This window comes from Bartonella sp. 1-1C, assembly GCF_002810325.1.
Taxonomy (GTDB): domain Bacteria; phylum Pseudomonadota; class Alphaproteobacteria; order Rhizobiales; family Rhizobiaceae; genus Bartonella; species Bartonella rochalimae.
The window spans coordinates 1,372,700-1,396,545 of record NZ_CP019489.1 but is presented as its reverse complement, the minus strand read 5'-3'; the positions used below and the strand labels follow the sequence as shown (position 1 = coordinate 1,396,545).

Genomic DNA, 23,846 nt, shown 5'->3' with positions numbered 1-23,846 from the left:
GATCAAAAATGATACGTATTTTTATTTATATTTTTGTCGTTTGTGTGATCGGTGCAATTTTTAGCTGGGGTGCCAATAATAATAGTTTTTTGGTCATAACATTTTTGCAGATGCGATTTACTGTCTCATTGCTTACGATTATTAGTGGGCTTGTTATCCTGTTGATGGTATTAGTGTTTTTATGGAAATTTTTTAGAATTATTTTTTCTATTCCTAGAACTTTATACAGATTTTTTTCAGGACGTTACCAAGAATGTGGTCGCAAAGCGCTTACGCAAGGTCTGCTTGCTGCTTTTGCAGGTGATTATGCGGCCGCGCAAAAGATGGAAAGACGTGCATTAAAATACCTTATAAAAGATTATGAACCACTGATAAAGCTTTTAAGAGCTCAAATCTTATCTTTGCAAAAAAATTCTATGAAGGCTATTGCTCTTTATGAAGAGATGCAAAAAGACGAGCCGACAAAGCTTGCTGGGCTTTATGGTTTGTTTCGTGAAGCTATGAATACGAAAGCTTATGATGTCGCAAAGCACTATGCAGAAGAGGCACTCGCTTTGTCACCAGCGCTTTTATGGGCTCAACAATTTGTCCTTGATCGATTAAGTGCTGAGGGTCAGTGGAATAAAGCGCTTGATGTTTTTTATCGGGCGCAAAGAGCTTTGCCACGTTCTGAGCATTGTAATTCAGAGCGTAACTATACCCATGCTCTTTTATTAAGTGGGTTAGCACTTCACCTTACGGAAACTAAGCTCGCAGAAGCTCGTAAAGCTATTTTAAAGGCTCATAAGTTGATGCCTGATTTTGTACCAATAACGGTGATTATGATCGATATTCTTTATCAATTAAAAGAAGTTCGTAAAGCTGATAAAATGATTATTAAAGCTTGGCAGGAAAATCCTCATCCTGATTTGGGAGCACTTTATCTTAGGAGAGAAGAAAGTGCAGTTGGGCGTTTGAAAAGAGCTAAAGCACTTGCTTCTTATAATAAAGATATCTTTGAATCAGCTTTTATTGTTGCAAAAGCTGCTCTGGATGCAGGCGAATTGGAATTAGCAAGAGAGTACGCACAAAAAGCACTCACCTATCATCCGCGTGAAAGCGTTTATTTATTATTAGCAGATATTGAGGAAGCACAAGGTAATGGTCAAGGGAATCGTCAATGGTTGTCTTTAGCATTACGAGCAGAACCTGATCCAGCATGGGCGTGTGATGGTTCTTTCTTTTCTTCTTGGTTGATCGTTTCTCCAATCAGTGGTCGATTAGGTCGTTGTGAATGGAAAGTACCCCCCCGTTGTTCTCCTATAACATTAGAAGTCGATAACGTGATGCTGAAAAGAGAATGCAAAAAAGGCGTCGTGGATGAAAAAGAAGTTATTAAAAATAAATCCTTTGAAGAAAAATCATCGATAGGGCCTGATTTTTTATTAAAGTCGCGCACAAAAAAACAGAATAGAAAAAAAGTCGATCAGATACCTTTAAGTGTTGAAGATTTAGAGAGTAAAGAAGCAGAAGAAGAGAGTTCTTTGCCAAGAGAGAAATTTCAATTATTTTAGAGGTATTGTAGATATTTTTGATAAAAATAAGGTTCTTATTTATTCTCAAATGAAATGAAATCTGATTGTAAAAATGATTGGTTAAAATATGTTTTTAGCGAAAACATATCTTGATAGAAAACAAAGAAACGGTAAACTAAAAATTGCAGTCGTTTTGCATCGCCAATCTTCACAGACTGGTTTTTTAGGGCAATTTTTACAAAGAAATGGTTTTGCTCTTGATTTTTATTATCCTATTTTAGGACAGAAACTTCCTAGAACATTGAAACATCACGCGGGTGTTGTCATTTTAGGTGGTCCGATGAGTGTGAATGATAAGGATGCATATATTCATGAGGAAATTGATTGGATTTCATTATCTTTGAAAGACAATAAACCTTTTTTAGGGATTTGTCTTGGAGCACAGATGCTCGCAAAAAATTTAGGCGGGCGTGTTGCTGCAAAAAGTGATAAAAGTGTAGAAATTGGTTGGTATCCGTTAGAGGGGACTTTGCAGGGAAAGACCTTATGAATTGGCCAAAAATGGTCTATCATTTACATAATGAGGGCATCTATGATTTGCCTAAAGAAGCTGTTCTTTTGGCAACAAGTCAAACCTATCCCACACAAGCTTTTCATTATGGAAAAAATGCATGGGGTTTACAATTTCACCCTGAATTAACCCGTGTAATGATACAACATTGGTTGATAGATTCAGCTCAAGAATTGACTAAAAAAGGGGCCCAATCTGCTTCTGCACATTTAGAAGGTTATTCACTTTATGGTCAAGTTTTGTGCGAATGGTTTGACAATATATTACAACACATTTTTGGTGTTCCTATTGCTCGCAATACGAAATTGTGAATTGTATGGATTCTAAAAATTATTCTTAAAAAGAGAAATTTGAATTGAAGAAATTATATCAAATAATATGATAATAAAAAATCCCAAAAAATATGAGCATTTTTATGGAAAAAAAGGAACAATAAAAAAATAAGATGAGCACGGTCCTTTTTCTGCTTGTTTCACTATGAGTATGGCTTGTTGATATGCGTCATATTTTTAGGATGAGTGACGATAACTCTCGTAATTTCCGTGTTTTATTTTTTGTTCTCTTTTTTCAAAAAGCAAACAATAGTACATATATCTCCTTGCACTTAATATACAAGGGGATCAATAAAACCTTTTCTAAGGTTGATTGTGAATGTTTTAATTTTGAAAAGCAGTATTTTTAAGTTGGGCAATCATACTTGCTGTAAAAGTAAAGCGAGAAACATTGAGATCACCTTCAATGAGTGCATGAACGCGGTTGATGATATTGTGAATTTGATCTTTATCAGATTTTATCCAAGCTGCTAGAGAATCATTTTTTTCGTTATAATTTCTTAAGATTTTTATAACGATTTGTCGCAAGCTATCAGCAATGTTTTCTTTAGCTTCACTTAAGGCCATACCATCATAATAATCAACAATAGGAATTGTTTGGCTTGCTTCATTAATACGATTTATACGAATAACCTGAGCAAGTGAAAAATAGATTTCTGCAGTTTTCATAAGATCACTTTTGCTTTGTTCTGCAATCAAAGAAATATCACAGATCATCGGAGCAACATCTAAAAGAGCTAATTGTCTTGCTAAAGCTTTTGGCGCTCCTTCTTCATTGTATTGTGTTGCTTTTTCTTCAATTTTTTGACTGATATCTTGATCATTGGCGTGCATAAGCTTTTTTTCAATTAGGCTACGCGCTGTTTTAATTGTTTGCACAAGCTCCTCTAATGGCACTGAGAGATCCATATTGCGCAAGCCCCAATTGGTTGCTTCAAAAAGCATTGAAGTAATTGCTGCATAGAATTTATTTTGATTCAATCCCGGTATTTTATTATCAAGATCGTCAATTTGGCTCGAAAGCTGAAGAATTTCAAAACTATCTCGGATGATAATAAATACACGAATGATGTTTTCAGTTTTTTGACCTGTTATATCTTGCAAGCGATTAACAAAAGTAGGACCACCGCGATTCACAATATCATTAGCAATAAGAGTTGCAATAATATCACGACGTAATTGGTGTTCAATGATTTCCTTTTTAAAATTTTGTTGAAGTTGAGTTGGAAAATAATTTAACAAGGTTGTGTCGAAATAACAATTGTCAACAATAGGATTGTTTGCAATTTCTTCTTGTAGAGTTAATTTAGCATAAGCTAAAATAACTGCAAGCTCTTGGCGGATAAGTCCTTGGTTTTGGTTAATTCTTTGACGTAAAATTTGCTCATTAGGGAGAATTTCAACTCTACGATCTAGAAGTTTTTTCTGTTCTAAATCATGCATAAAACGTATTTGATAAGGTAAATCAATAACACTTCGTTTTTCAGCTAAGGAAAGCGAAAGTGGTTGCAAATAATTATTACGCAAAACCAATTGTTCAACTTGTGGGGTCATTTTTTTCAACAACTCATTACGGGCTTCACGAGTCAGTTTTTTTGTGCGTAGAGCTGAGGCAAGAACAATTTTAATATTAACTTCAAGATCAGAACAATTGACACCTGCGGAATTATCAATGGCATCAGTATTACAGCGCCCACCGTTTAAAACATATTCAATCCGACCGCGTTGTGTAAGACCGAGGTTGGCTCCTTCACCGATAACTTTTGCGCGCACTTGTTCACCGGTGATGCGAATGGAATCGTTGGTGCGATCGCCTACTTGAGTATCCGTTTCGGTTGTTGCACGAATATAGGTTCCAATACCGCCAAACCATAAAAGATCTACAGGGGCTTTTAAAATGGCTGAAATAATTTCAAAAGGTGTTCCCGTTTGCTTTTCAAAACCAATAGCTTGTGCTGCTTCAGGAGAAAGAGTGATTGTTTTGGCAGTTCGTGAGAAAATACCACCACCTTTTGAGAGTTTTGTTTGATCATAGTCTTGCCAGCTTGAACGAGGAAGTTGGAAGAGACGCATACGCTCTGCATAACTTGCTGCTATGTCTGGTTCGGGATCGATGAAAATATCGCGATGATCAAAGGCAGCAATAAGCTTTGTTTGTTGAGAAAGTAACATTCCATTCCCAAAAACATCTCCCGACATATCACCAACTCCAATACAGGTGAAGGGGGTTGTTTGAATATCGTGATTAAATGATTCTCGAAAATGTCTTTTTACAGCTTCCCATGCACCTTTAGCTGTAATACCAATTGCTTTATGGTCATATCCTGCTGATCCTCCGGATGCAAAAGCATCGTCAAGCCAAAAATTATTCGCTTGGCTAATAGCATTAGCGGTATCAGAAAAGGTTGCAGTACCTTTATCGGCAGCAACGACAAAATAAGGATCATTGCTATCGTGACAAATGACATTTTGAGGCTGATATATTTTACCATCGATTAGGTTATCAGTAATCGAAAGGAGTGCTGTAATGTAGTTTGTGTAAGCTTGCCGTGCTGCTTCTGTTATAACGGCACGATCATTAGTTTGAGGAAGGCGATGAGGGAAAAATCCACCTTTCGCTCCCACAGGAACAATAACAGCATTTTTGACTTGTTGAGCTTTAACGAGATCTAATATTTCAGTACGATAGTCTAATGCACGGTCAGACCAACGAATACCACCACGGGCGATAGGACCAAAGCGTAAATGGACACCTTCAACTTCAGGTCCATAAACAAAAATTTCTCGATAAGGACGTGGTTCAGGTAAGCCTTCAATTTGGCGTGGATTTAATTTTGTTGCTATGATACGCCGTGGGCTTCCATCAGGAAGAGGAGAATAGGCATTCGTTCGTAAGCTTGCAACAATGAGATTACGATAACGACGCAAAATAAGATCATCATCCAAACTTGGCACTTTCTGCAATTTTTCTTCAATGCACTGCTGAATGATTTTTTCATTGTTAAGCCGTTCTTTTTCTTTATGGCTTTGATGAAATTTCAAATGAAATAAAGCATAAAGATCTTTAGTAATTTCAGGATAAGCGTTTAAAGTTTGAGCAACGCGTTTTTGTGAATAAGGAATTCCAGTTTGCTGGAGATAGCGTCCATAATGACGCAAGATAACAATTTCGCGCCAGTCGAGTTGAGCTGTTTGTGTTAAGGCATTAAAAGCATCATTGTCCGCATTTTGTTCCCAAACGGCTTCAAATGTTTCAGCATGCTTTTGTGCATTTTTATCAAGATCAATATTGAGTTGGAAATCACTTTCCAATTGCATATCATGAAGATATACAGAATGCCCATAGCCGTCTGGGAGTTCCAATGTCTGTTCAGCAATAACCCGAAAGCCCATATTTTCGAGAAGGGGGACACGTTTGGAAAGGGCAAGGGCTTCGTTACGATGAAAAAGTCGCAGAGAAATATTTTGTTTTTCTTTATTGTGGGCGCGGTAAAAAGTAACGAAAAGAGGTTTTTCGCTATTAAGGTTTAAAATATGGTCAGCATCTTTAATAGCATCTTCAGCTGAAAATAAGTCACGATAGCTATTAGGAAAGTCACTCGCTAAAGATATTTGTTGGTCTGTTGCTTTATGAATAAGGGCTATGGCGCGGATGCTGTCTTCCCAATTTTGGGTTATAGAGCGAATATGATATTCAAGTGTGGTACGCTCAATTACGGGAGCACTGTGACTTCCTTTACGATGGATAATGTAGTGAACACGGATAAGCGTACTTTCCAAGAAGAGTGGATAAGATTCAAAGAAATCACCTTTATAGGTCTCAACAAGATATAGTCCAATTTTTTCTCGGATATTACTACTATATTGATCACGTGGTACGTAGACAAGAATCGAAACAAAACGTCCAAAAGGATCAGTGTGAGCGAGTACCCGTAAACGTGGACGTTCATCCAATTGCATGATAAGCTCTGCATTTTCTGTTAATGTATCGACATCAGAGCGAAACATTTCATCTCTTGGGTAGGTTTCTAAGACACTCATCAATGCTTTTCCAGAATAGTCGGTCTGATTATATCCAAGGCGTTGAATAATCGTCTTCGCTTTTTCTTTTAAAAACGGAATTTGCAGGATAGAGTGCGTATAGGCTGAGGATGTAAACAACCCAACAATACGTAATTCTCCACATAGATACCCTTCTTTATCAAAAATCTTAAGACCGATATAATCCAACCAAACAGGACGGTGGATTTTTGAGCGGCTGTTGGCTTTTGTAACAATAAGCAAATTGTCACTTTCCATAAAAGATAAGACTTCTTTGGGGCGTTCTTCTACGCTTGCATCACCAATAATGCGAATAGAAGCATCAGTGAGAATACCTAGTTCAATACTACCTGTTTTAAAGGCTTTTTTGGGTTCTTGGCCTTTGGTAAAGTCATAGGTCCGCATTCCAAGGAAGATGAAATTATTGTCCATAAGCCATTCGAGAAATTCAATGGCTTTTACCCCTTCATTTTGGTAGTTCGATGGAAGATTTGTTTGATAGGTGTGAATATGCTTCTTGACTTCTTCAAGCATCAGTTTCCAGTCTTGTACAGCTGCATTGACTTGTTCAAGAACGAGAGTGATTTCATCTTTAAGCTTTTTTGTCTTTTCTTTGTTCAATGATTCAATGTGGATTTGCATCAAGCTGATACGTTGTCCAGAATCACATTCAAGAACAGGATGTGCGATTAAATAAATGTGATTTATTTGTTGTTTAAAAACATGCAATATAGAATCAAGAAGAAAAGGTTTGTTATCATTAACAAGTGTAATAACAGTTATAGATTTATCATGACGCGTTAAGGCGTGTTCAAAACAAATTGTACTTTTACCAGGTTGGTGAGACTTAAATGCTTCGATGGCCACATTTGTAGCTTTGTGAAGCTCATCTTGTTTATAAAAAGCAATATCTTCTTTATCAGTATGAGAAAAAAGAATTTGTTCTATTTTATTTTCAGTGCTCTTTAGATTTAGTGCTGTTTTTGTTGACACAATCATCCTCCCTTTATTTATTGTGGCAACCTTTTCTTTAAATCCTAAGAGCAGGTCCTTATGCCATTTTTATACTGTAACATCTTCCTTTTAAAGTGAATAGTTATTTGTTGTTGCTAGAATAAAATTATTTTTACTTCGTAAGAAGTGTTTGGTTGTTTTAAGAAAGTATATCTTGTGTGTAACAAGAATATTTTCATTAATTTTATTTTTGCAGGGTAAGAGCATATTTTAAAAGTGTATAATGAAAGTAAATATATTATGACATGTTTACCAGAAAAATTTTTAAGCGGTTATCAATCTTTTATAACGAATCATTTTACACATAAAGTGGAACGTTATTGACAATTAGCAGTGGAAGGACAGAAGCCTAAAACTTTATTGATTGCGTGTTGTGATTCGCGCGCGATACTAGAAATTATTTTTGATGCGAATCCTAGTGAAATTTTTGTGGTGCGTAATGTTGCTAATTTAGTTCCTCCTTTTTCTCCTGATTATCAATATCAGGCAACATCAGCGGCTATTGAATTTGCAGTGCAAGTGCTGAAAGTTAAGAATGTTGTTATTTTGGGGCATGCGCATTTCGGGGGAATTAATAATGTTCTTAATGGAAAATGCACATCTTTATCATCAAATGATTTTATTGGTCGATGGATGAGTCTTTTGGCTCCTGCTGCAGAAGAAGTAATTGGAAATAAATTGATCACTCCTTTAGAGCGACAGACTGCATTAGAACGACTTTCTATTCGTTATTCATTACAGAATTTGGAAACATTTCCATGGTTAAAGGCTCGTAAAGATCAAGGACTTTTGACAATACACGGTGCTTGGTTTGACATTGCAAACGGTGAATTATGGAGTATGGAGCAAGAAACGGGTAATTTTGTGCGTGTTGAGCGTGGAACTTCTGTGCAGATATAAGTGATTTTTATTTTAGTTTTCATATAAATGAGATGCTGTGTGATATATCTTGACAAAGAAAGGTTTTTGTTGTTTGAAAGAAACAGCATTCAATGACAAGATTAATTTGGAGCCACCGTCTGGGACCCTGTTGTGGTATAAAAAGATCCCAGAGGTCAACATCCGACAACGCGTTGCGTCCTCGGGTGCTATATTGATTTGTTTGTTATGAAGCAATGAGGTAAATGATGTTTGAAACTTTGCAAGAACGTCTTGGTTCCATTTTATCTAATTTAACGGGACGTGGCGTTTTATCAGATAAGGATATAACGACAGCGCTGCGTGAAATTCGTCGTGCTCTGTTGGAGGCTGATGTTGCTTTAGATGTTGTTCGTTCTTTTACCGATAGAGTTCGTGAGAAGGCCGTTGGCACTGCAATTGTTAAGTCCATTAAACCTGGTCAAATGGTTGTGAAAATTGTTCATGATGAACTGGTTCATATGCTTGGGGGAGAAGGTGTTTTAAGTGATTTCAATGCGCCAGCACCCGTTGTTATTATGCTGGTTGGTCTACAAGGATCAGGGAAAACAACAACAACAGCAAAACTTGCAAAGCGTTTAATAGACAAACATAATAAAAAAGTTTTAGTAGCATCGTTGGACACACGTCGTCCTGCGGCGCAAGAGCAGCTCCGTCAATTAGGGGAGCAAGTGCAAGTTCCGAGTTTACCGATTATTCCTGATCAATCTCCTGTCGATATTTCTGCGCGTGCAGTGCAAGCTGCTAAATTAGGGGGATATGATGTTGTGCTTCTTGATACAGCAGGACGTAACCATATTGATGAAGCGCTTATGCTTGAATTGAAAGAAATTAAAGCAGCTTCGCAACCTTATGAAATTATGTTGGTGGCTGATAGTCTTACTGGTCAAGATGCGGTTAATCTTGCACGTTCTTTTGATGAGCGTATAGGAATTACAGGAATTATTTTAACACGTATGGAAAGTGATGGGCGTGGTGGAGCTGCTCTTTCAATGCGTGCAGTGACAGGCAAGCCGATTAAAGCAATCGGAACTGGTGAAAAGATGGATGCTCTAGAAGAATTTCATCCCAGTCGTATTGCAGATCGTATCCTCGGTATGGGTGATATTGTTTCTTTGGTTGAAAAGGCTGCTGAAACAGTTGATCGTGAAAAAGTAGCGGCTTTTGCGAAAAAAATGCAAGCCGGAAAATTTGACCTGAATGATTTTGCCGAACAGTTGCATAAAATGAAAAAACTGGGTGGAATGGGGGGTATTATGGGTATGATGCCAGGGTTAAGTAAGGTGAAGGATCAAATTGCAGCGGCAGGTTTTGATGATCGTCTTTTTAATCGGCAATTAGCAATTATTTCATCTATGACACATGCAGAGCGCGCTAGCCCTGAGATTTTAAAACATAGTCGTAAACAAAGAATTGCTAAGGGGTCGGGGACAAGTGCAGCAGATATTAATAAGCTTTTAAAAATACATCGCCAAATGGCTGATATGGTAAAAGCTATGAGAGGGAAAAATACAGGCGGTTTTATGGAGAAAATGTTAGGGAAGTTCGGTTCCAAAACGGGATTTGGTGATATGAAAGATCCTGGTACTATACCCGATTTATCAGAACTTGATTCAATGCAATTCTCAAAACTGCAAAATCAGATTGGAAAGGGTCATTTAGGGGGTGGATTACCTAGACTTCTGGGGCGCGAATTAACATTTCCTGGTCTTTTAAAGGGGACGGAGAAAAATTCTCCTTTTTCTAAGAAAAAGTAAAAAGACAAAAAGAGAAGGAAGTGTAATGCAGGGAAAAGCACCCAATGATTTAGGGCATTTGTGGACATCGCTTGATCATTTTAATGCAGCACTGGGTCATTTTTTAGCAAAAAGATTTTATTGTACGCAAAGGATAGGAGGGGATAAAGTGCGTTATGGCTTTCTTGAAGTTGATTGTGCTTATGAGCAGTGTCAGGTGGTGCATTTGCAGCGATTAATGCGAGACAGTTATCTTAATCCGAATCTCGCTAAGAAATTTACAGGTCATTATTCAAGAAGTGATTGATAATCAAAAAATAATTTCTAAAGAACACAGAAAACAAATTAGTTTAAACGACAAGTCAAGATGACAACAGGAGAAAAATATGGCATTAAAAATTCGTTTGTCCCGTGGTGGTTCAAAAAAGCGTCCTTATTATCATATCGTTGTTGCGGATGTACGGAGTCCGCGTGATGGGCGTTTTCTTGAACGTGTTGGTGCTTGGAATCCAATGTTGCCTAAAGATGGAGAACGTGTAAAACTTAATGAAGAGCGTATCCAATATTGGCTTGGTCAAGGAGCTCAACCGACAGATCGTGTTCTACGGTTTTTAGATGCCGCTGGTTTAAAAAAGCGTCCGGCACGTAATAATCCTCATAAAGGTGAGCCTGGGAAAAAAGCACAAGAACGTATAGCTGCAGCAAAACAAGCTGCTGAAGAGGCGTCAGAAACAATTTCAAAAGAAGAAGCATAGATGAGTTAGTAAATCAACAGTGTGAGCCTTAAAAGCTTATACAATGTAAAATTTCACTGTTGGTTTTATTTTAAAAAGATTTGTTTTTTTTAGAAGATGGTTTGGTTTTTTTAAAGTCAATAAAGGCTTTAAAAGTCAATGGCGCGCCCATTTACTTCCCAATCTCCATAACGCGCGGGATCTTTTCCACCCCGTCCGCCGTTTTCTAATGGCTGATTTTTATTTGTTGCACATTTACGTCTTTCTTCAGCTTCTTGAAGGGCACGTTGTGCTTCAGGGGGAATCCGTGTGTGTTGGGGAATAGTGGTATTTTGTGTTCTCATTTTTTTGTCTTTTTTGTTCATTTGTACCTCAATTTCATTGAAGAAATAACAAGAGAGCCCCATCATATAATAATAATATTCTATCATGGAGTTTTAATTATGAATAGAGTGCGTACAGCAATGCTTTTAGCTTTTATGACTGCCCTTTTTATGGGATTTGGTTATCTCATTGGAGGAAGCAATGGTATGCTTATTGCGCTTTTAATGGCAGGGGGCTTAAACTTTTTTTCTTATTGGAATTCAGATAAAATAGTTTTGCGTATGTATGGAGCGCGTGAGGTTGACCAGTATTCTGCACCAGTTTATTTTAATATTGTGCGTGAATTAGCTCAGAAAGCTTCTCTTCCTCAACCGAAGGTTTATGTCATTGATAGTGCACAACCGAATGCTTTTGCTACGGGGCGTAATCCCCAAAATGCTGCTGTTGCTGCTAGTACAGGATTGTTGGAAAAGTTAAGTGCAGAAGAAATTTCTGGAGTTATGGCTCATGAACTTGCGCATATTGAACATCGTGATACATTAACGATGACTCTTACAGCAACAATTGCAGGAGCTATTTCAATGCTTGGTAATTTTGCTTTATTAACGGGAGGACAGCGTAATTCTTCAAGGTCTTCTCAAGGTACCGGGACATTTGTGGGTATTATTGCTATGTTGATAGCCCCTTTCGCGGCTATGTTGGTGCAAATGGCTATTAGTCGTACGCGTGAATATGCTGCTGATCGGAGAGGTGCTGAAATATGTGGTAATCCTTTATGGTTAGCTTCGGCTTTGAGAAAGATTGCAGGGGGTGGATATACGATTTATAATGAAAAGGCGGAACATCATCCAGCGACAGCTCATATGTTTATTATTAATCCTTTGAGTGGTGAAGGTGCGGATAGCCTTTTTTCTACACACCCAGCGACGGCAAATCGGATTGCGGCATTGCAACAACAAGCCATAGAAATGAATATATCAACAATTGATCAAGGCATTATCAAGCACTATGAGGAGAATAATCTGAAAGGGCTAAATAATATCTTAGACTATGAAAATCTCAATTTTAAGGATAAGAGTAATATGCTAAGCGATGAAGATACAAATGTTCTACTACAGGTGAAAACTCGTCCTTCTTGGCTTCGTCGTAAAAATCCGAAGAAGTTTTAATCATAAAGATTAAAAGAAACAAGTTAGAATAAAGGCATTGTGTTGAAAGATAAAAAAGCGGGGCATATGTTTGAGAGAGATGTGCCTGGGTTAGCTGTTCGGCAAGTGTGCGTTCGTTTGTTAGGTGCAGTACTTGATAAGCGTACATCTCTTGCTGGTTTGACAGATAATGAGTATGGTCATCCACAATATTTAAAGCTTTCATATCGTGATCGTTTATTGTGTCGGGCTATTTTGGGAGCGGCATTACGTCATCGAAGCCAGATTACAGTGGCTTTATCACGCTTTTTAGTGCGACCTTTGCCAGCACAAGCATTTTCTCTGCATCATCTTTTACATATTAGTATAACACAAATTCTTTATCTTGATATTCCCGATCATGCAGCGATTGATTTAGCGGTACGTGTGGCAAAGATTGATCCGCGGATGCGCCGTTTCTCGGGATTAGTGAATGCTATCTTACGTAATTTTGCACGTGAGGCGCCTATTTTGCGAATGCAAACGCCTACAATTAAAGCTATTCCAATGTGGTTCGGGCAACTTTTAGTATCGACATATGGAGCAGAGAAAGCTGATCAAATTTTAGCCATCCAAAGTATAACACCTCCTCTTGATTTAACGGTGAAATCTGATAGCGCTGGTTGGGCAAAGCGGTTGGGAGGAATTGTTTTGCCTAATGGTTCAGTTCGCCTTATTTCTTCGGCTTATTCTATTGCTGATTTACCAGGTTATGCAGAGGGAGCTTGGTGGGTTCAAGATGTTGCAGCAGCTTTACCTGCTCGTTTGTTGGGAAATGTGTATGGCAAAAAGGTAGCAGATCTTTGCGCAAGTCCTGGAGGAAAAACCGCGCAATTGGCTTTGCAGGGAGCAGATGTAATGGCTCTCGATATTTCAGCCAATCGATTAAAGCGTTTAAGAGAAAATATGGATCGCCTCAATTTTTCAGTGCACTATTGGCTTGGTGATTTAAGAGAATTTCATCCTGATCAGCTTTTTGATGCTGTTCTTCTTGATACACCTTGTTCTTCTACAGGGACAATACGCCGTCATCCAGATATTTTGTGGACAAAAACCATGGACGATGTTACCAAATTAGCAGAGGTGCAATATGGTTTGCTTTTAGCAGCGATTGCTTTAGTGAAAAAAAATGGACGCGTTGTTTTTTCTAATTGTTCATTGGCAAGAGAAGAGGGAGAAGATCTTGTTAAGAAAATTTTAGCAACGCGTGATGATATTGTTTTAGAGCCTATTTTAGCAGAGGAAATGGGTGCTATGGCACATTTGATATCAATGGAGGGTTTTTTGCGGACAATCCCTTCTGATTGTTGTTATGAAAATTTTAATGCAGAAGAAAAGTTATTCTTAGGAATGGATGGTTTTTTTGCTGCACGTTTCCGAAAGGTACATTAATTAACGTTTCATTTACTCAAATAGTTGAAATTATATTTGATAAATGTAGACGGAGATATGGTTGTGGTAATTACAGAGATTGCTCCTCAGATAAAGGCATCAACCGTTGTATATGGGTTACAACATTTTCTACGACGTTTACGGGCAGGACCACTCTTTCGTTGGCGATTTTCTGGTTTTCGTCCACAAAAGATTTTAGCACATCCAATTGATTTGCATCTTGCTGATCCAACGATAGCGCATGAATTTTACCATGGCCGTTTTTCTTTTTCGGGTTGTATGGTTCAATCAGATGCTCTTTCTCCTTTTGCATTGGTGCCGCCAATGTTGCAATGGGAAATAGCATTGCATGATTTTCATTGGTTGCGTCATATGACTGCTGCACGGAGTGAGTTGGCAACAGTTTATGCGCGTTCTTTGGTGGAAGATTGGTTGGAGTATCATAGTAAAAAGATAAAAGGGCCTGCTTGGAGTGGAGCCGTTGTGGCAAAGCGCCTCATTTCATGGATTTGCCATTCGCAAATGTTATTGGAGGGGGTGAGTAAAAGTTTTGAAAAGCGCTTTTTACGTTCACTTGGTTTTCAGTTTCGCTATTTGCGAATCTTGATTCGTTGTATGGAAGCAAATGAACAACGTTTACAAGCTGCAATTTCTTTAGCACTTGTATCTTTAGCATTGCCTGTTTCTGCAGCAGCAAAGAAAAAAGTACAAACTTATCTTGTTTATGAACTTTCGCAGCAAATTCTTATTGATGGAGGCCATATTTCTCGTAGCCCTGTTATTTTGCTCGATTTATTATCAGATTTATTATCTTTACGCCATCTGTATCTGCACAGTAATGAAACAGTGCCACGTATTTTAATTGATTCTATTGAGCGTATGCTGCCTGCTTTGAGATTTTTTATTCATGAAGATCAAACATTAGCTCGTTTTAATGGCGTTGGACCTATTATACCAGCAAGTTTATCGGCTATTTTAAATTGTGATGAAACCGTTGGACATCCTTTTAGTTATGCTCGTTATTCTGGCTTTCAGCGTTTACGGGCTAATCAAACAACAGTTCTTGCAGATACGGGAAAATTTCCACCCGTTTCTGTTGCAGAATATGCCTGTTCAGGATGTTTGTCATTTGAGATGTCTTCGCAGGGAAAACGCTTTATTATTAATACAGGGGTTAATCCTTCTGCAGAATATCGACATTTTGGGCGTTTGACAGCAGCACATTCAACGGCAACAGTGAATGATTGTTCAGTGGGTGCTTTTCGTAAAAAAAGGAACAATGGCGCTTCTCTTTTACTTAAAGGACCGACAAATGTTCAAGTACAACGCATAGAAGATTTAGAAAAAATTGGCTTTATTGCTTGCCATGATGGCTATGTAAAGCCCTTTAATCTTATGCATGAGCGTGGCCTTATTTTAACTAGAAATGGAGAAATGATTGAAGGTTTCGATCACTTTTTTACACCGCGGAAAAATCAATGGTATAGATATAAGGACAATCAAAATGAAGACGATAGTGTTGCTGTTCGGTTTCATCTTAATCCGCAGGTTGAGGCTCATTATGATGGCAATCGCGTTTGTTTAGTTGTAGAAAGTGGGCAAGAGTGGCATTTTATGTCACCTGATGCTGACATTTTTCTTGAAGATTCAATTGATTTTGCTCATTTAAAAGGCCCACAACGCACACAACAGATTGTTTTATATTTTCGCCCTGCATTGCAGAGAAAAATTCATTGGCGTTTTATACGTCATAGATTAGCATAATCTTCGCTTGGAAAGATCAACCAAGATAATTCTATTATTTGTGGGTTGGGGCATTGTCTGCATGCCCTTTGGGTATGTTTTGGCAAAAGCTTATGCTATGTTCATAGCGGCTTTTTTTGAATTTTAGCCATTTTATTTTAGGATTTCTATTATGGTTGTTATTGCAAAACAATTTTCTACGGTGGATCTTCGTCACGTTCGTCGTGCTCTTCTTTCTGTTTCTGATAAAACTGGTTTGATTGAGTTTGCGCAAACACTGCATGCTTATGGAATTGAATTAATTTCAACGGGAGGAACATCCAAAGCGTTAAGTGCTGCTAGTTTACCTGTTACCGATGTTTCTGATATTACAGGGTTTCCAGAAATAATGGATGGACGCGTCAAGACACTTCACCCTTTAGTTCATGGTGCTTTATTAGGAATAAGAGACGATCCAGACCATAAAGCTGCTATGGAACAGCATGGCATCAATGGAATTGATCTTCTTGTGGTTAATCTTTATCCCTTTGAAGAGACTTCTCGGTTAGAGGGAGATTCGCAGATAATTCTTGAAAATATTGATATTGGTGGACCGGCGATGATTCGTGCAGCGGCTAAGAATCACGCTTATATTGGTGTTGTAACAGCAGTTTGTGATTATGCATTGATTGTGGATGAATTAAAACAACAGGATGGGTGTTTAAGTTTTTCATTGCGGCGTCAATTAGCAACACGTGCTTATGAGCGTACAGCTGCTTACGATGCTGCGATAGCGGCTTGGTTTGCGAAAGATTTAAAGATTAAAGCACCGTCTTGGCAGAGTTTTTCTGGTCATCTTGAAAATGTGATGCGCTATGGAGAAAATCCACATCAACAAGCAGCATTTTATCTCTCTGGTGATAAACGTTTTGGCGTTGCTACTGCGACACTTTTGCAAGGCAAAAAACTTTCTTATAATAATATGAATGATACCGATGCAGCATTTGAACTTGTCTCAGAATTTGATTCTCAAAAAAGCGCGGCCGTTGCTATTATTAAACATGCTAATCCCTGCGGTGTTGCAGAAGGGCAGAATTTAAAAGAGGCTTATTTGAAAGCTTTGGCGTGTGATAATACCTCAGCATTTGGTGGTATTATTGCTTTAAATCGTCCTCTTGATGAAGCCTGTGCAGAAGAGATTGTTAAAATTTTCACTGAAGTAATTATTGCTCCTGATGCTACAATGTCTGCACGCGAAATCATTGCTCAGAAAAAAAATCTTCGTTTGTTGATAACAGGAGGAATGCCTGATCCCCGTGATAACGGGTTCATTGCTAAAACACTTTCAGGAGGACTCTTAGTGCAAACACGTGATAATGCGGTTGTTGATGATTTTGAATTGCAAGTAGTCACAAAACGCGCACCAAGCCAAAACGAAATGCGTGATCTTAAATTTGCTTTTCGTGTTGTTAAACACGTCAAATCAAATGCTATTGTTTATGCAAAAAATAACGCAACGGTTGGGATTGGGGCTGGCCAAATGAGTCGTATCGATTCGGCAAGAATTGCAGCACGGAAGGCTGAGGAAAGCGCACAAAAAATGGGCTTAACGGAATCTTTAACGAAGGGATCTGTGGTTGCATCAGATGCATTTTTCCCCTTTGCAGATGGTTTGTTATCTTTGATTGAAGCTGGTGCAACAGCGGTTATTCAACCAGGTGGATCGATCCGTGATGAAGAAGTGATTGCAGCAGCTAATGCGCATGGCTTAGCAATGGTTTTTACAGGAGTGAGACATTTTCGCCACTAAATTTATGGTCTTTTTTCATTTTTTATTCTCAAAAATAAGAAGAGTAAGCTTCTGTGTTATAAATGCAAATCAGTTATGCAATTATAACACTCCTCATTTTTGTAATTTGTTTTATCTTTCTTGTTTAGAAATTTAATATAATAGTTTGGTAAAAAATATGAATATTTTGCGTTCTTACAGCCAATGGCGTCGTTATCGTCAGACAGTTAATGCGTTAAGTCGTCTTTCAACATATGAGCTTAGTGATCTTGGCATTAATCGTGCTGATATTAATTTGGTTGCATGGCGTTCTTCACGTAAATCATTGTAATATTATTTTTTGATAAAAATTTGGAAATTATTCAGCGTTCTAAGGAACGCTGTTTTTATTTATAGTGTTGTCAATAAATTTTAAAGAAAGACGGTATTGTCTGCTGGTTTAGAGGGTGTAATATGTTCTTCTTTAGTAAGGAGAAAGAACGGAAAAACAGAAAAATAAGCTGTAATTTGTTCTGCTTTCGAGAAGTGTTGGTATGGTTTTGAGGATAAGAATGAAGTTTTTGCATTTAAATGTATAAGGGAGAATAGTTTTTGTGTCTTTTTCAGTTTTTATATCGTATTAGAAGAAGCGATGTCCCTAAAACACCAGCGGCTAAAATAAACCATGTTATTGCATATATTAAGTGGTTGTTGTGAAATTGCACAACAGTAAGGCTAGGAATGGGAAGATTTTCTTGTGACGCTGTTTCTGATTGCGCATCAATAAAATAGGGAGCAACAGGAAAAAGGTCTAATTTTTGGGCCATAGCAGGGAGTTCGCGCGTATGCCATACATTTTGATCAGGTTTGTTTTTGCGTGGAAAAACCCCATTTTTTTCACTCATCCTTAAAAGGCCTGTAATCGTAATCTGATTCAGAGTATGTGCAGAATTATTATCAAACGAAGCGTTTTTTTCCTCTTGTTCAAATTGATGACGTGCTTCCATAGGAATAAAACCGCGGTTGATAAAGGTCACTGTGTTATCGGTTGTTTTTAAAGGAGTTAAAACCCAATAACCCGTGGTATTTTGTGTAACAGCGGTTACGAGAATATTTTTGTTTGTAAGAAGCTTTCCGGTGATTGTGACGGGACGATATTCATCTTTGTTAAAAGTAATATCTGGCCATTGCTTGTAAGGTGGTGCTTTGATAGGTGTGAGATGGACACGTTGATTAACACTGGTAATAAGATTTGTTTTCCATTTTAGTCGTTGTATTTGCCATACACCTAATGCACTAAAGACAATAAACAGAAATATCCATAAAGCGCTCAATAAAACAGAAAAAAAACGGATGTTTTTGCATTGAAGATTTATTTTAGAATGACCCATTCTAGTTATGATAATGAATATCTTTTAACATGAAAAGAGCCTAAAGAAAGTATTTTATAGGATTTTACCAAAAAATGGTAAAATTAACCGATAGAGGAATGAAAAAGTCTCTAAAAGACTTGACCTTTTATAGCCAACGACTTATAAAAACTTAATTTTCCGATAATGCTTGTTCAAGGTTATGGGTGGAGTTGTTATTTCCATTCATTTTATTTTTCTGGCGTTGGAGTTTGGAATTTCTTAAATTTAAAGGTGAAATCTATGTCTCGTGTCTGCGAATTGACAGGAAAAGCGGTTCAGTATGGCAATAATGTCAGCCATGCCAACAATAAGACCCGCCGTCGTTTTTTACCAAATCTTTGCAATGTGACATTGATATCGGAATTGCTTCAACAGAGTTATCGTTTGCGTATTTCTGCAAATGCTTTACGTTCGGTTGAGCACCGTGGTGGTCTTGATAATTTTTTAGTTAAAGCTGATGATAAGGAATTGTCGCAGCGTGGGCGTTTATTGAAGCGCCAAATTATGAAAAAGAAAGCTGAAAAAGTAGCTTGATTCTTCTATTTTCCTGCAGAATAGAAAGTTTACCTTCATTTAGGGAAAAGCTCGCCTATTTAGGCCTAATATTTTATTTTGATTCTATTCTAGGTTAAAAGAATGTCTTCAGCATATAAATCTTTAGCTGCGCAAAAAAAGAAAAATTGTCTTTTTTTTGCAAGCTTTGCGATGTGTGTTGCGGTAGTTGCTTCCAATATTTTGGTTCAATATCCTGTTGGTTTCTTTAGTTTGGATGAGCTATTAACCTATGGAGCTTTTACATATCCCTTTGCTTTTTTAATTAATGATTTAACCAACCGCTTTTATGGTCCCGATGCAGCAAGGCGTGTTGTGTATGTTGGTTTTATTTATGCTGCTTTTATTTCTTGGATATTAGCTACACCGCGTCTCGCAATTGCTTCTAGTACAGCGTTTTTGTTTGGGCAGTTACTTGATATAATAGTCTTCACACCTTTGCGGCGTAAAACATGGTGGAAAGCCCCTTTAATAGCAGCATTAGTGAGTTCAGCTTTAGATACAATTTTGTTTTTTTCTCTTGCTTTTGCAAGCAGTTTTTCCTTTATCGATCAATTGGTTGATTATTCTGATGGTTCTATTATTGACAGTATCAGTGTCATGGGTATTGAAATTCCTGTTTGGATTTCACTTGCTTTTGGCGATTTTTTAATAAAAATTGTTATGAGCCTATTTATGCTTGTTCCTTATGGGGTAATTTTGAAGAGTTTTCGGACTCCTTTTTATCAAGGGCGTTGAGAAGAGAAGATATCTTTTGTTTATTCGAAAATAACGATATTTATTCTATTCCTGAAATAGAAAGATTTTTATTCTACAGATAATGTGTAACAATATTGATGCAGGATCAATGGTTATTCGGGGTTTTTATCTCTTCAAATTCTGTTCTAAAGATTAAGGATTCTTACTAAAGAGTGCTGTAAGCTGTTTTGTTATGGCATTCGCTAATTCTTCAGCATTGACGATTGTTACAGCGCGGTGATAATAACGTGTTACATCATGGCCGATACCAATAGCGATGAGTTCTATAGGGGAGTTTGCTTGGATTTCTTGAATCACAGCGCGCAAGTGTTTGTCCAGATAATTACTGGGGTTAACAGAAAGAGTTGAATCGTCAACAGGAGCACCATCAGAAATAACAATCAATATTCGACGATGTTCATGGCGTGAGATCAAGCGCTGATGCGCCCAAATAAGGGCTTCTCCATCAATATTTTCTTTCAGTAATCCTTCTTGCAGCATTAATCCTAAATTGCGTCGAGCACGGCGCCATGGTGTATCAGCGCTTTTATAAATGATATGGCACAAGTCATTTAGACGTCCTGGATGAGAGGGTTTATTTTGATGAATCCATTTTTCGCGCGATTGTCCTCCTTTCCATGCTTTTGTGGTAAAGCCTAAAATTTCTACTTTAACTCCACAACGTTCAAGAGTTTGTGCTAAAATATCAGCACAAGTTGCTGCAACAGTAATGGGTCGTTCTCGCATGGAACCTGAATTATCAATAAGCAGTGAAACAACAGTATCACGAAATTGTGTTTCACATTCCATTTTAAAAGAAGGCGGTTGCATTGGATCAATAATAAGGCGTGGAAGGCGTGTTGTATCAAGATAACCTTCTTCTAGATCAAAGTTCCAAAAACGATTTTGTTGTGCCATGAGGCGGCGTTGGAGTCGGTTTGCTAAGCGTCCAACAATGTTTTGGAGATGATTTAATTGTTGATCAAGATAATGACGTAAATGATCTAATTCTGTTATAGAACAAAAATGAGTCGCATCCAAAATAGCATCAAATTCATGAGTAAAAATTTTATAATCAGCTAAATTTTCCATTTTCTGAGAAATATGAAAAAAGTATTTTGATTTTCTTGATTTGTTTTGTTGAAAAATTTCTTGTTCATCTTGAGATGCATTGTTATCATTTGACTGAATGGTTTTTTCTGTGCCTTTATTTTGTGCATCATTACTTTGTTCGGTTGTTTTTTGTTTTTCACTTTGAGATTTTTTTTCGTTTATACTTTCTTCTTCTGTTTGATTTTGTGTATCGTGGTTCTGTCTCTGTTTTTTAGAAGTCCGATTTTTAGGGTTTCCTTTTAATGGATTCGCTATTTCAAGGGCTACGAGCATTTGACATGCTATTTGTGCGAAAACATTTTGGTTATAAACATGAAGTGTTAGCTCATGTAATTCTGTTGCGACTTTTTGTTCTATTGATTGACGCCATAGCTCCAAGACAAGTCCGGCTTCTTTTGGGGGAGGGCGTTTTGTTATTTTTTCACGTAATAAAAGCGCAATCGCTTCTTGAAAAGGAGCTTGATTTTGATTCCTTATCATCTGATAATGGGCTTTTTGATATTTATCAGCGAGCATTATATCAAGATTTTGTGCGATTCCTTTCATTGTTAAAGTGCCAATTGCTTCAATACGTGTTTGTTCAAGTGCATCAAAGATCGCTCGTGCTTCTGGTTCTATCGGGGCAAATCGAGTATGAATATGGCTATCATGCCATGCTTTGCGGAGTGCCATAGAATCGCTTAATCCACGAGTAACAGCTATATCTTTATCGGTTATTTGTTGAGGTAATTCTGGTAAACGTGCGCAATTATTGCTTAAGGATGGCTTGTTATGACTAAACATAACGTTAAGTTCGCGTGTGTTAGCAATGGCACGAATACAAGTAGATGTGGCTCTTTTAAAAGTTTCAATATCAAAGTGGCTCTTAGAAGAATGTTTTGCTGAATTTTTGCTATTATCACCTTCTTTTGCAGCCATAATTGACGCATTCCTTAAGGCAAGACATGATGAATCAGTGATTCAGGAAGCTCATTTCCAAAGGCACGTTGGTAAAATTCTGCAACAGTTGTTCGTTCAAGTTCATCACATTTATTGAGAAAAGTTAAACGGAAAGCAAAACCAATATTTTGAAAAATTGTGGTATTTTCTGCCCAAGTTATAACGGTACGCGGGCTCATAACTGTAGAAATATCTCCATTCATGAAGGCTTTGCGGATCATATCAGCAACATGTACCATTTGTGAGATGGTTTTTTTACCCTCAGTGGTTTGGAAATGTTTGACTTTCGAACAAATGATATCAACTTCTTTATCATGGGGTAAATAATTTAATATTGTTACAATTGACCAACGATCCATTTGCGCTTGATTGATTTGTTGGGTGCCATGATATAGTCCCGTTGTATCGCCAAGACCAATAGTATTTGCTGTTGCAAAAAGTCGAAATGCTGGATGAGGAGTAATAACACGGTTTTGATCAAGCAAACTGAGGCGCCCAGAGGATTCAAGTACTCGCTGAATGACAAACATAACATCTGGCCGTCCTGCGTCATATTCATCGAAAATAAGGGCAATATTATTTTGATAAGCCCATGGCAGAATACCATCTTTAAATTCGGTGATTTGCAAGCCATCTTTCAAGATAATGGCATCTTTTCCGATTAAGTCAATGCGACTAATATGTCCGTCAAGATTAATTCGAATACAAGGCCAATTAAGACGTGCAGCAACTTGTTCAATATGCGTTGATTTTCCTGTACCATGATAGCCAGATATCATAACACGTCGGTTAAAAGCAAAACCTGCTAAAAGTGCTAAAGTTGTTTGTTGATCAAAAAGATAATCGGGATCTAAATCAGGAACATGAGAGCTTTTTGTGCTAAAAGCAGGCACTTTCATTTCAGTATCAATATTGAATACATCCTTTGCCAAGACTGTTGTGTCAGGCATATTTGAGACTGCAAGATTTGTTTTTGTCATCATTTTTGAGGAGGATATCCGCTGTTTATTATTTTGTTGTCAAACACTATAGAACATGGACCACTTATGCAAATGCTCTGATGGCAAAAGAGATTGGCTGTGAAGGAGATGCTGTGTTGCATGATCGTTTTTCAAAAATCTTAAATGTTTAATCATTGAACAATAGAATGGAGTATTTAAATATAGATTTTAACATCTACCAGATTTTTTCAGTAAATTATAGGCATGAAGCACGTTACGAAAGCGTTCTTCTGAAGAACGATTCCCACCATTAGCATCAGGGTGATGTTTTTTAACAAGCTCCTTATATTTTGTTTTGATATCTTCGGCTGAAGCATTTTCTTGTAAGCCCAAAGTATCAAAAGCTTTAGCTTCCAAAGGTTTTAGTTTTCGTGTATCCGTAGTCTTTGAGTGTCGTTGGGTAAAAAGTTTAAATGGATTACGCACACGATTTTGGTAAGCAGCGGTTCCAGATCGAATTTTTGCGTAATCGGAAGCTGTTTTTTTAACCGTGCTATTATTACCTGCAGACCACGTTGGACGATGCCCTGTAAGAGCATCTTTTTGAAACTTTGCAATGTCTTCATCGCTGAGACCTGAGAAATAATTAAAATTTTTATTATAAGCACGGATGTGTTCAATACAAAAATATAGATATTGACCTTCGTGATTTCGCCCTGCTGGTGCTTTGTGCGATCCTGCTTTTTCGCACCCTTCCCATTGGCATTGTTGTATTTGTAATTGACTCTGTTTTTTTTTGTTTGAGCTAATACGAATTGAGTCGAATAATTTAGATGTTGTTGTCATATTTTTGCCTTATGCAAGATCGATCTTTTTGATAAGAATTGACTTGTAAAAA

At 37.5% G+C, this 23,846-nt stretch carries 17 protein-coding genes and 2 pseudogenes; 13 read left to right on the top strand and 6 right to left on the bottom strand.

Translation table 11 applies throughout. The features are described from left to right. Positions 1 to 8: 8 nt before the first annotated feature. Both B11cv2_RS06260 and B11cv2_RS06255 read left to right on the top strand, forming a co-directional pair. Positions 9 to 1,553, top strand: coding sequence for a heme biosynthesis protein HemY (locus B11cv2_RS06260; protein WP_100693779.1), 1,545 nt, complete (start codon positions 9 to 11; stop codon positions 1,551 to 1,553). 88 nt (positions 1,554 to 1,641) lie between these two features. After that, a pseudogene (locus B11cv2_RS06255) lies at positions 1,642 to 2,396 on the top strand (glutamine amidotransferase). A 345-nt stretch (positions 2,397 to 2,741) separates the two neighbouring features. On the opposite strand, the gene B11cv2_RS06250 reads toward B11cv2_RS06255, so the two are convergent. After that, positions 2,742 to 7,457, bottom strand: coding sequence for an NAD-glutamate dehydrogenase (locus tag B11cv2_RS06250; protein ID WP_100693778.1), 4,716 nt, complete (start codon positions 7,455 to 7,457; stop codon positions 2,742 to 2,744). A 255-nt stretch (positions 7,458 to 7,712) separates the two neighbouring features. On the opposite strand from B11cv2_RS06250, the pseudogene B11cv2_RS06245 reads away from it, so the two are divergent. The 4 genes and pseudogenes from B11cv2_RS06245 (at position 7,713) to rpsP (ending at position 10,881) form a co-directional block, all read left to right on the top strand. After that, positions 7,713 to 8,372 (top strand): annotated as a pseudogene (locus tag B11cv2_RS06245) (carbonic anhydrase). 227 nt (positions 8,373 to 8,599) lie between these two features. Further along, a complete protein-coding gene (ffh, locus tag B11cv2_RS06240; protein WP_100693777.1) occupies positions 8,600 to 10,147 on the top strand; it encodes a signal recognition particle protein in 1,548 nt (515 codons plus the stop codon). 25 nt (positions 10,148 to 10,172) lie between these two features. Beyond that, complete coding sequence (locus tag B11cv2_RS06235) at positions 10,173 to 10,433, top strand: chorismate mutase (RefSeq protein WP_100693776.1); 261 nt, start codon at positions 10,173 to 10,175, stop codon at positions 10,431 to 10,433. 79 nt (positions 10,434 to 10,512) lie between these two features. Further along, the gene (rpsP, locus tag B11cv2_RS06230) at positions 10,513 to 10,881 is read left to right on the top strand and encodes a 30S ribosomal protein S16 (RefSeq protein ID WP_035006476.1); all 369 of its coding nucleotides are present in this window, start codon (positions 10,513 to 10,515) and stop codon (positions 10,879 to 10,881) included. Between the two features lie 128 nt (positions 10,882 to 11,009). Here the strand turns inward: rpsP and B11cv2_RS06225 are convergent, their stop codons facing one another. After that, positions 11,010 to 11,225 (bottom strand): DUF1674 domain-containing protein, encoded by a 216-nt coding sequence (locus B11cv2_RS06225; protein ID WP_100693986.1) that lies wholly within the window; start codon positions 11,223 to 11,225, stop codon positions 11,010 to 11,012. A gap of 78 nt (positions 11,226 to 11,303) precedes the next feature. Here B11cv2_RS06225 and htpX point away from each other — a divergent pair, with 78 nt between their 5' ends. The 5 genes from htpX to B11cv2_RS06200 all read left to right on the top strand — a co-directional run bounded on the left by htpX (position 11,304) and on the right by B11cv2_RS06200 (position 17,605). Further along, positions 11,304 to 12,353, top strand: coding sequence for a zinc metalloprotease HtpX (gene htpX / locus B11cv2_RS06220; RefSeq protein ID WP_100693775.1), 1,050 nt, complete (start codon positions 11,304 to 11,306; stop codon positions 12,351 to 12,353). Positions 12,354 to 12,395: 42 nt separating this feature from the next. Continuing rightward, entirely contained in the window at positions 12,396 to 13,763 is a 1,368-nt protein-coding gene (locus tag B11cv2_RS06215; RefSeq protein ID WP_100693774.1) for an RsmB/NOP family class I SAM-dependent RNA methyltransferase, read from the top strand. A gap of 57 nt (positions 13,764 to 13,820) precedes the next feature. After that, positions 13,821 to 15,527 carry a heparinase II/III family protein gene (locus B11cv2_RS06210; protein WP_100693773.1) on the top strand — a complete coding sequence of 569 codons (1,707 nt, stop codon included), beginning with the start codon at positions 13,821 to 13,823 and terminating at the stop codon, positions 15,525 to 15,527. A 151-nt stretch (positions 15,528 to 15,678) separates the two neighbouring features. After that, positions 15,679 to 17,295 carry a bifunctional phosphoribosylaminoimidazolecarboxamide formyltransferase/IMP cyclohydrolase gene (purH, locus tag B11cv2_RS06205; protein ID WP_100693772.1) on the top strand — a complete coding sequence of 539 codons (1,617 nt, stop codon included), beginning with the start codon at positions 15,679 to 15,681 and terminating at the stop codon, positions 17,293 to 17,295. Between the two features lie 157 nt (positions 17,296 to 17,452). Next, positions 17,453 to 17,605 carry a DUF1127 domain-containing protein gene (locus tag B11cv2_RS06200; RefSeq protein ID WP_100693771.1) on the top strand — a complete coding sequence of 51 codons (153 nt, stop codon included), beginning with the start codon at positions 17,453 to 17,455 and terminating at the stop codon, positions 17,603 to 17,605. 271 nt (positions 17,606 to 17,876) lie between these two features. On the opposite strand, the gene B11cv2_RS06195 is transcribed toward B11cv2_RS06200, so the two are convergent. Continuing rightward, entirely contained in the window at positions 17,877 to 18,653 is a 777-nt protein-coding gene (locus B11cv2_RS06195; RefSeq protein ID WP_371410325.1) for an SURF1 family protein, read from the bottom strand. 252 nt (positions 18,654 to 18,905) lie between these two features. Here B11cv2_RS06195 and rpmB point away from each other — a divergent pair, with 252 nt between their 5' ends. Together rpmB and B11cv2_RS06185 are read left to right on the top strand one after the other, a co-directional pair. Continuing rightward, the gene (gene rpmB, locus B11cv2_RS06190) at positions 18,906 to 19,199 is read left to right on the top strand and encodes a 50S ribosomal protein L28 (protein ID WP_100693769.1); all 294 of its coding nucleotides are present in this window, start codon (positions 18,906 to 18,908) and stop codon (positions 19,197 to 19,199) included. A gap of 102 nt (positions 19,200 to 19,301) precedes the next feature. Continuing rightward, positions 19,302 to 19,955 carry a VUT family protein gene (locus tag B11cv2_RS06185; RefSeq protein ID WP_100693768.1) on the top strand — a complete coding sequence of 218 codons (654 nt, stop codon included), beginning with the start codon at positions 19,302 to 19,304 and terminating at the stop codon, positions 19,953 to 19,955. A gap of 153 nt (positions 19,956 to 20,108) precedes the next feature. Here B11cv2_RS06185 and cobT read toward each other — a convergent pair whose 3' ends face one another. The 3 genes from cobT to B11cv2_RS06170 all read right to left on the bottom strand — a co-directional run bounded on the left by cobT (position 20,109) and on the right by B11cv2_RS06170 (position 23,794). After that, the gene (gene cobT, locus B11cv2_RS06180; protein WP_100693767.1) at positions 20,109 to 21,986 is read right to left on the bottom strand and encodes a cobaltochelatase subunit CobT; all 1,878 of its coding nucleotides are present in this window, start codon (positions 21,984 to 21,986) and stop codon (positions 20,109 to 20,111) included. A gap of 14 nt (positions 21,987 to 22,000) precedes the next feature. Continuing rightward, positions 22,001 to 22,987, bottom strand: coding sequence for a cobaltochelatase subunit CobS (gene cobS, locus B11cv2_RS06175; RefSeq protein ID WP_100693985.1), 987 nt, complete (start codon positions 22,985 to 22,987; stop codon positions 22,001 to 22,003). A 189-nt stretch (positions 22,988 to 23,176) separates the two neighbouring features. Next, positions 23,177 to 23,794 (bottom strand): J domain-containing protein, encoded by a 618-nt coding sequence (locus B11cv2_RS06170; RefSeq protein ID WP_035006486.1) that lies wholly within the window; start codon positions 23,792 to 23,794, stop codon positions 23,177 to 23,179. Positions 23,795 to 23,846: the final 52 nt, after the last annotated feature.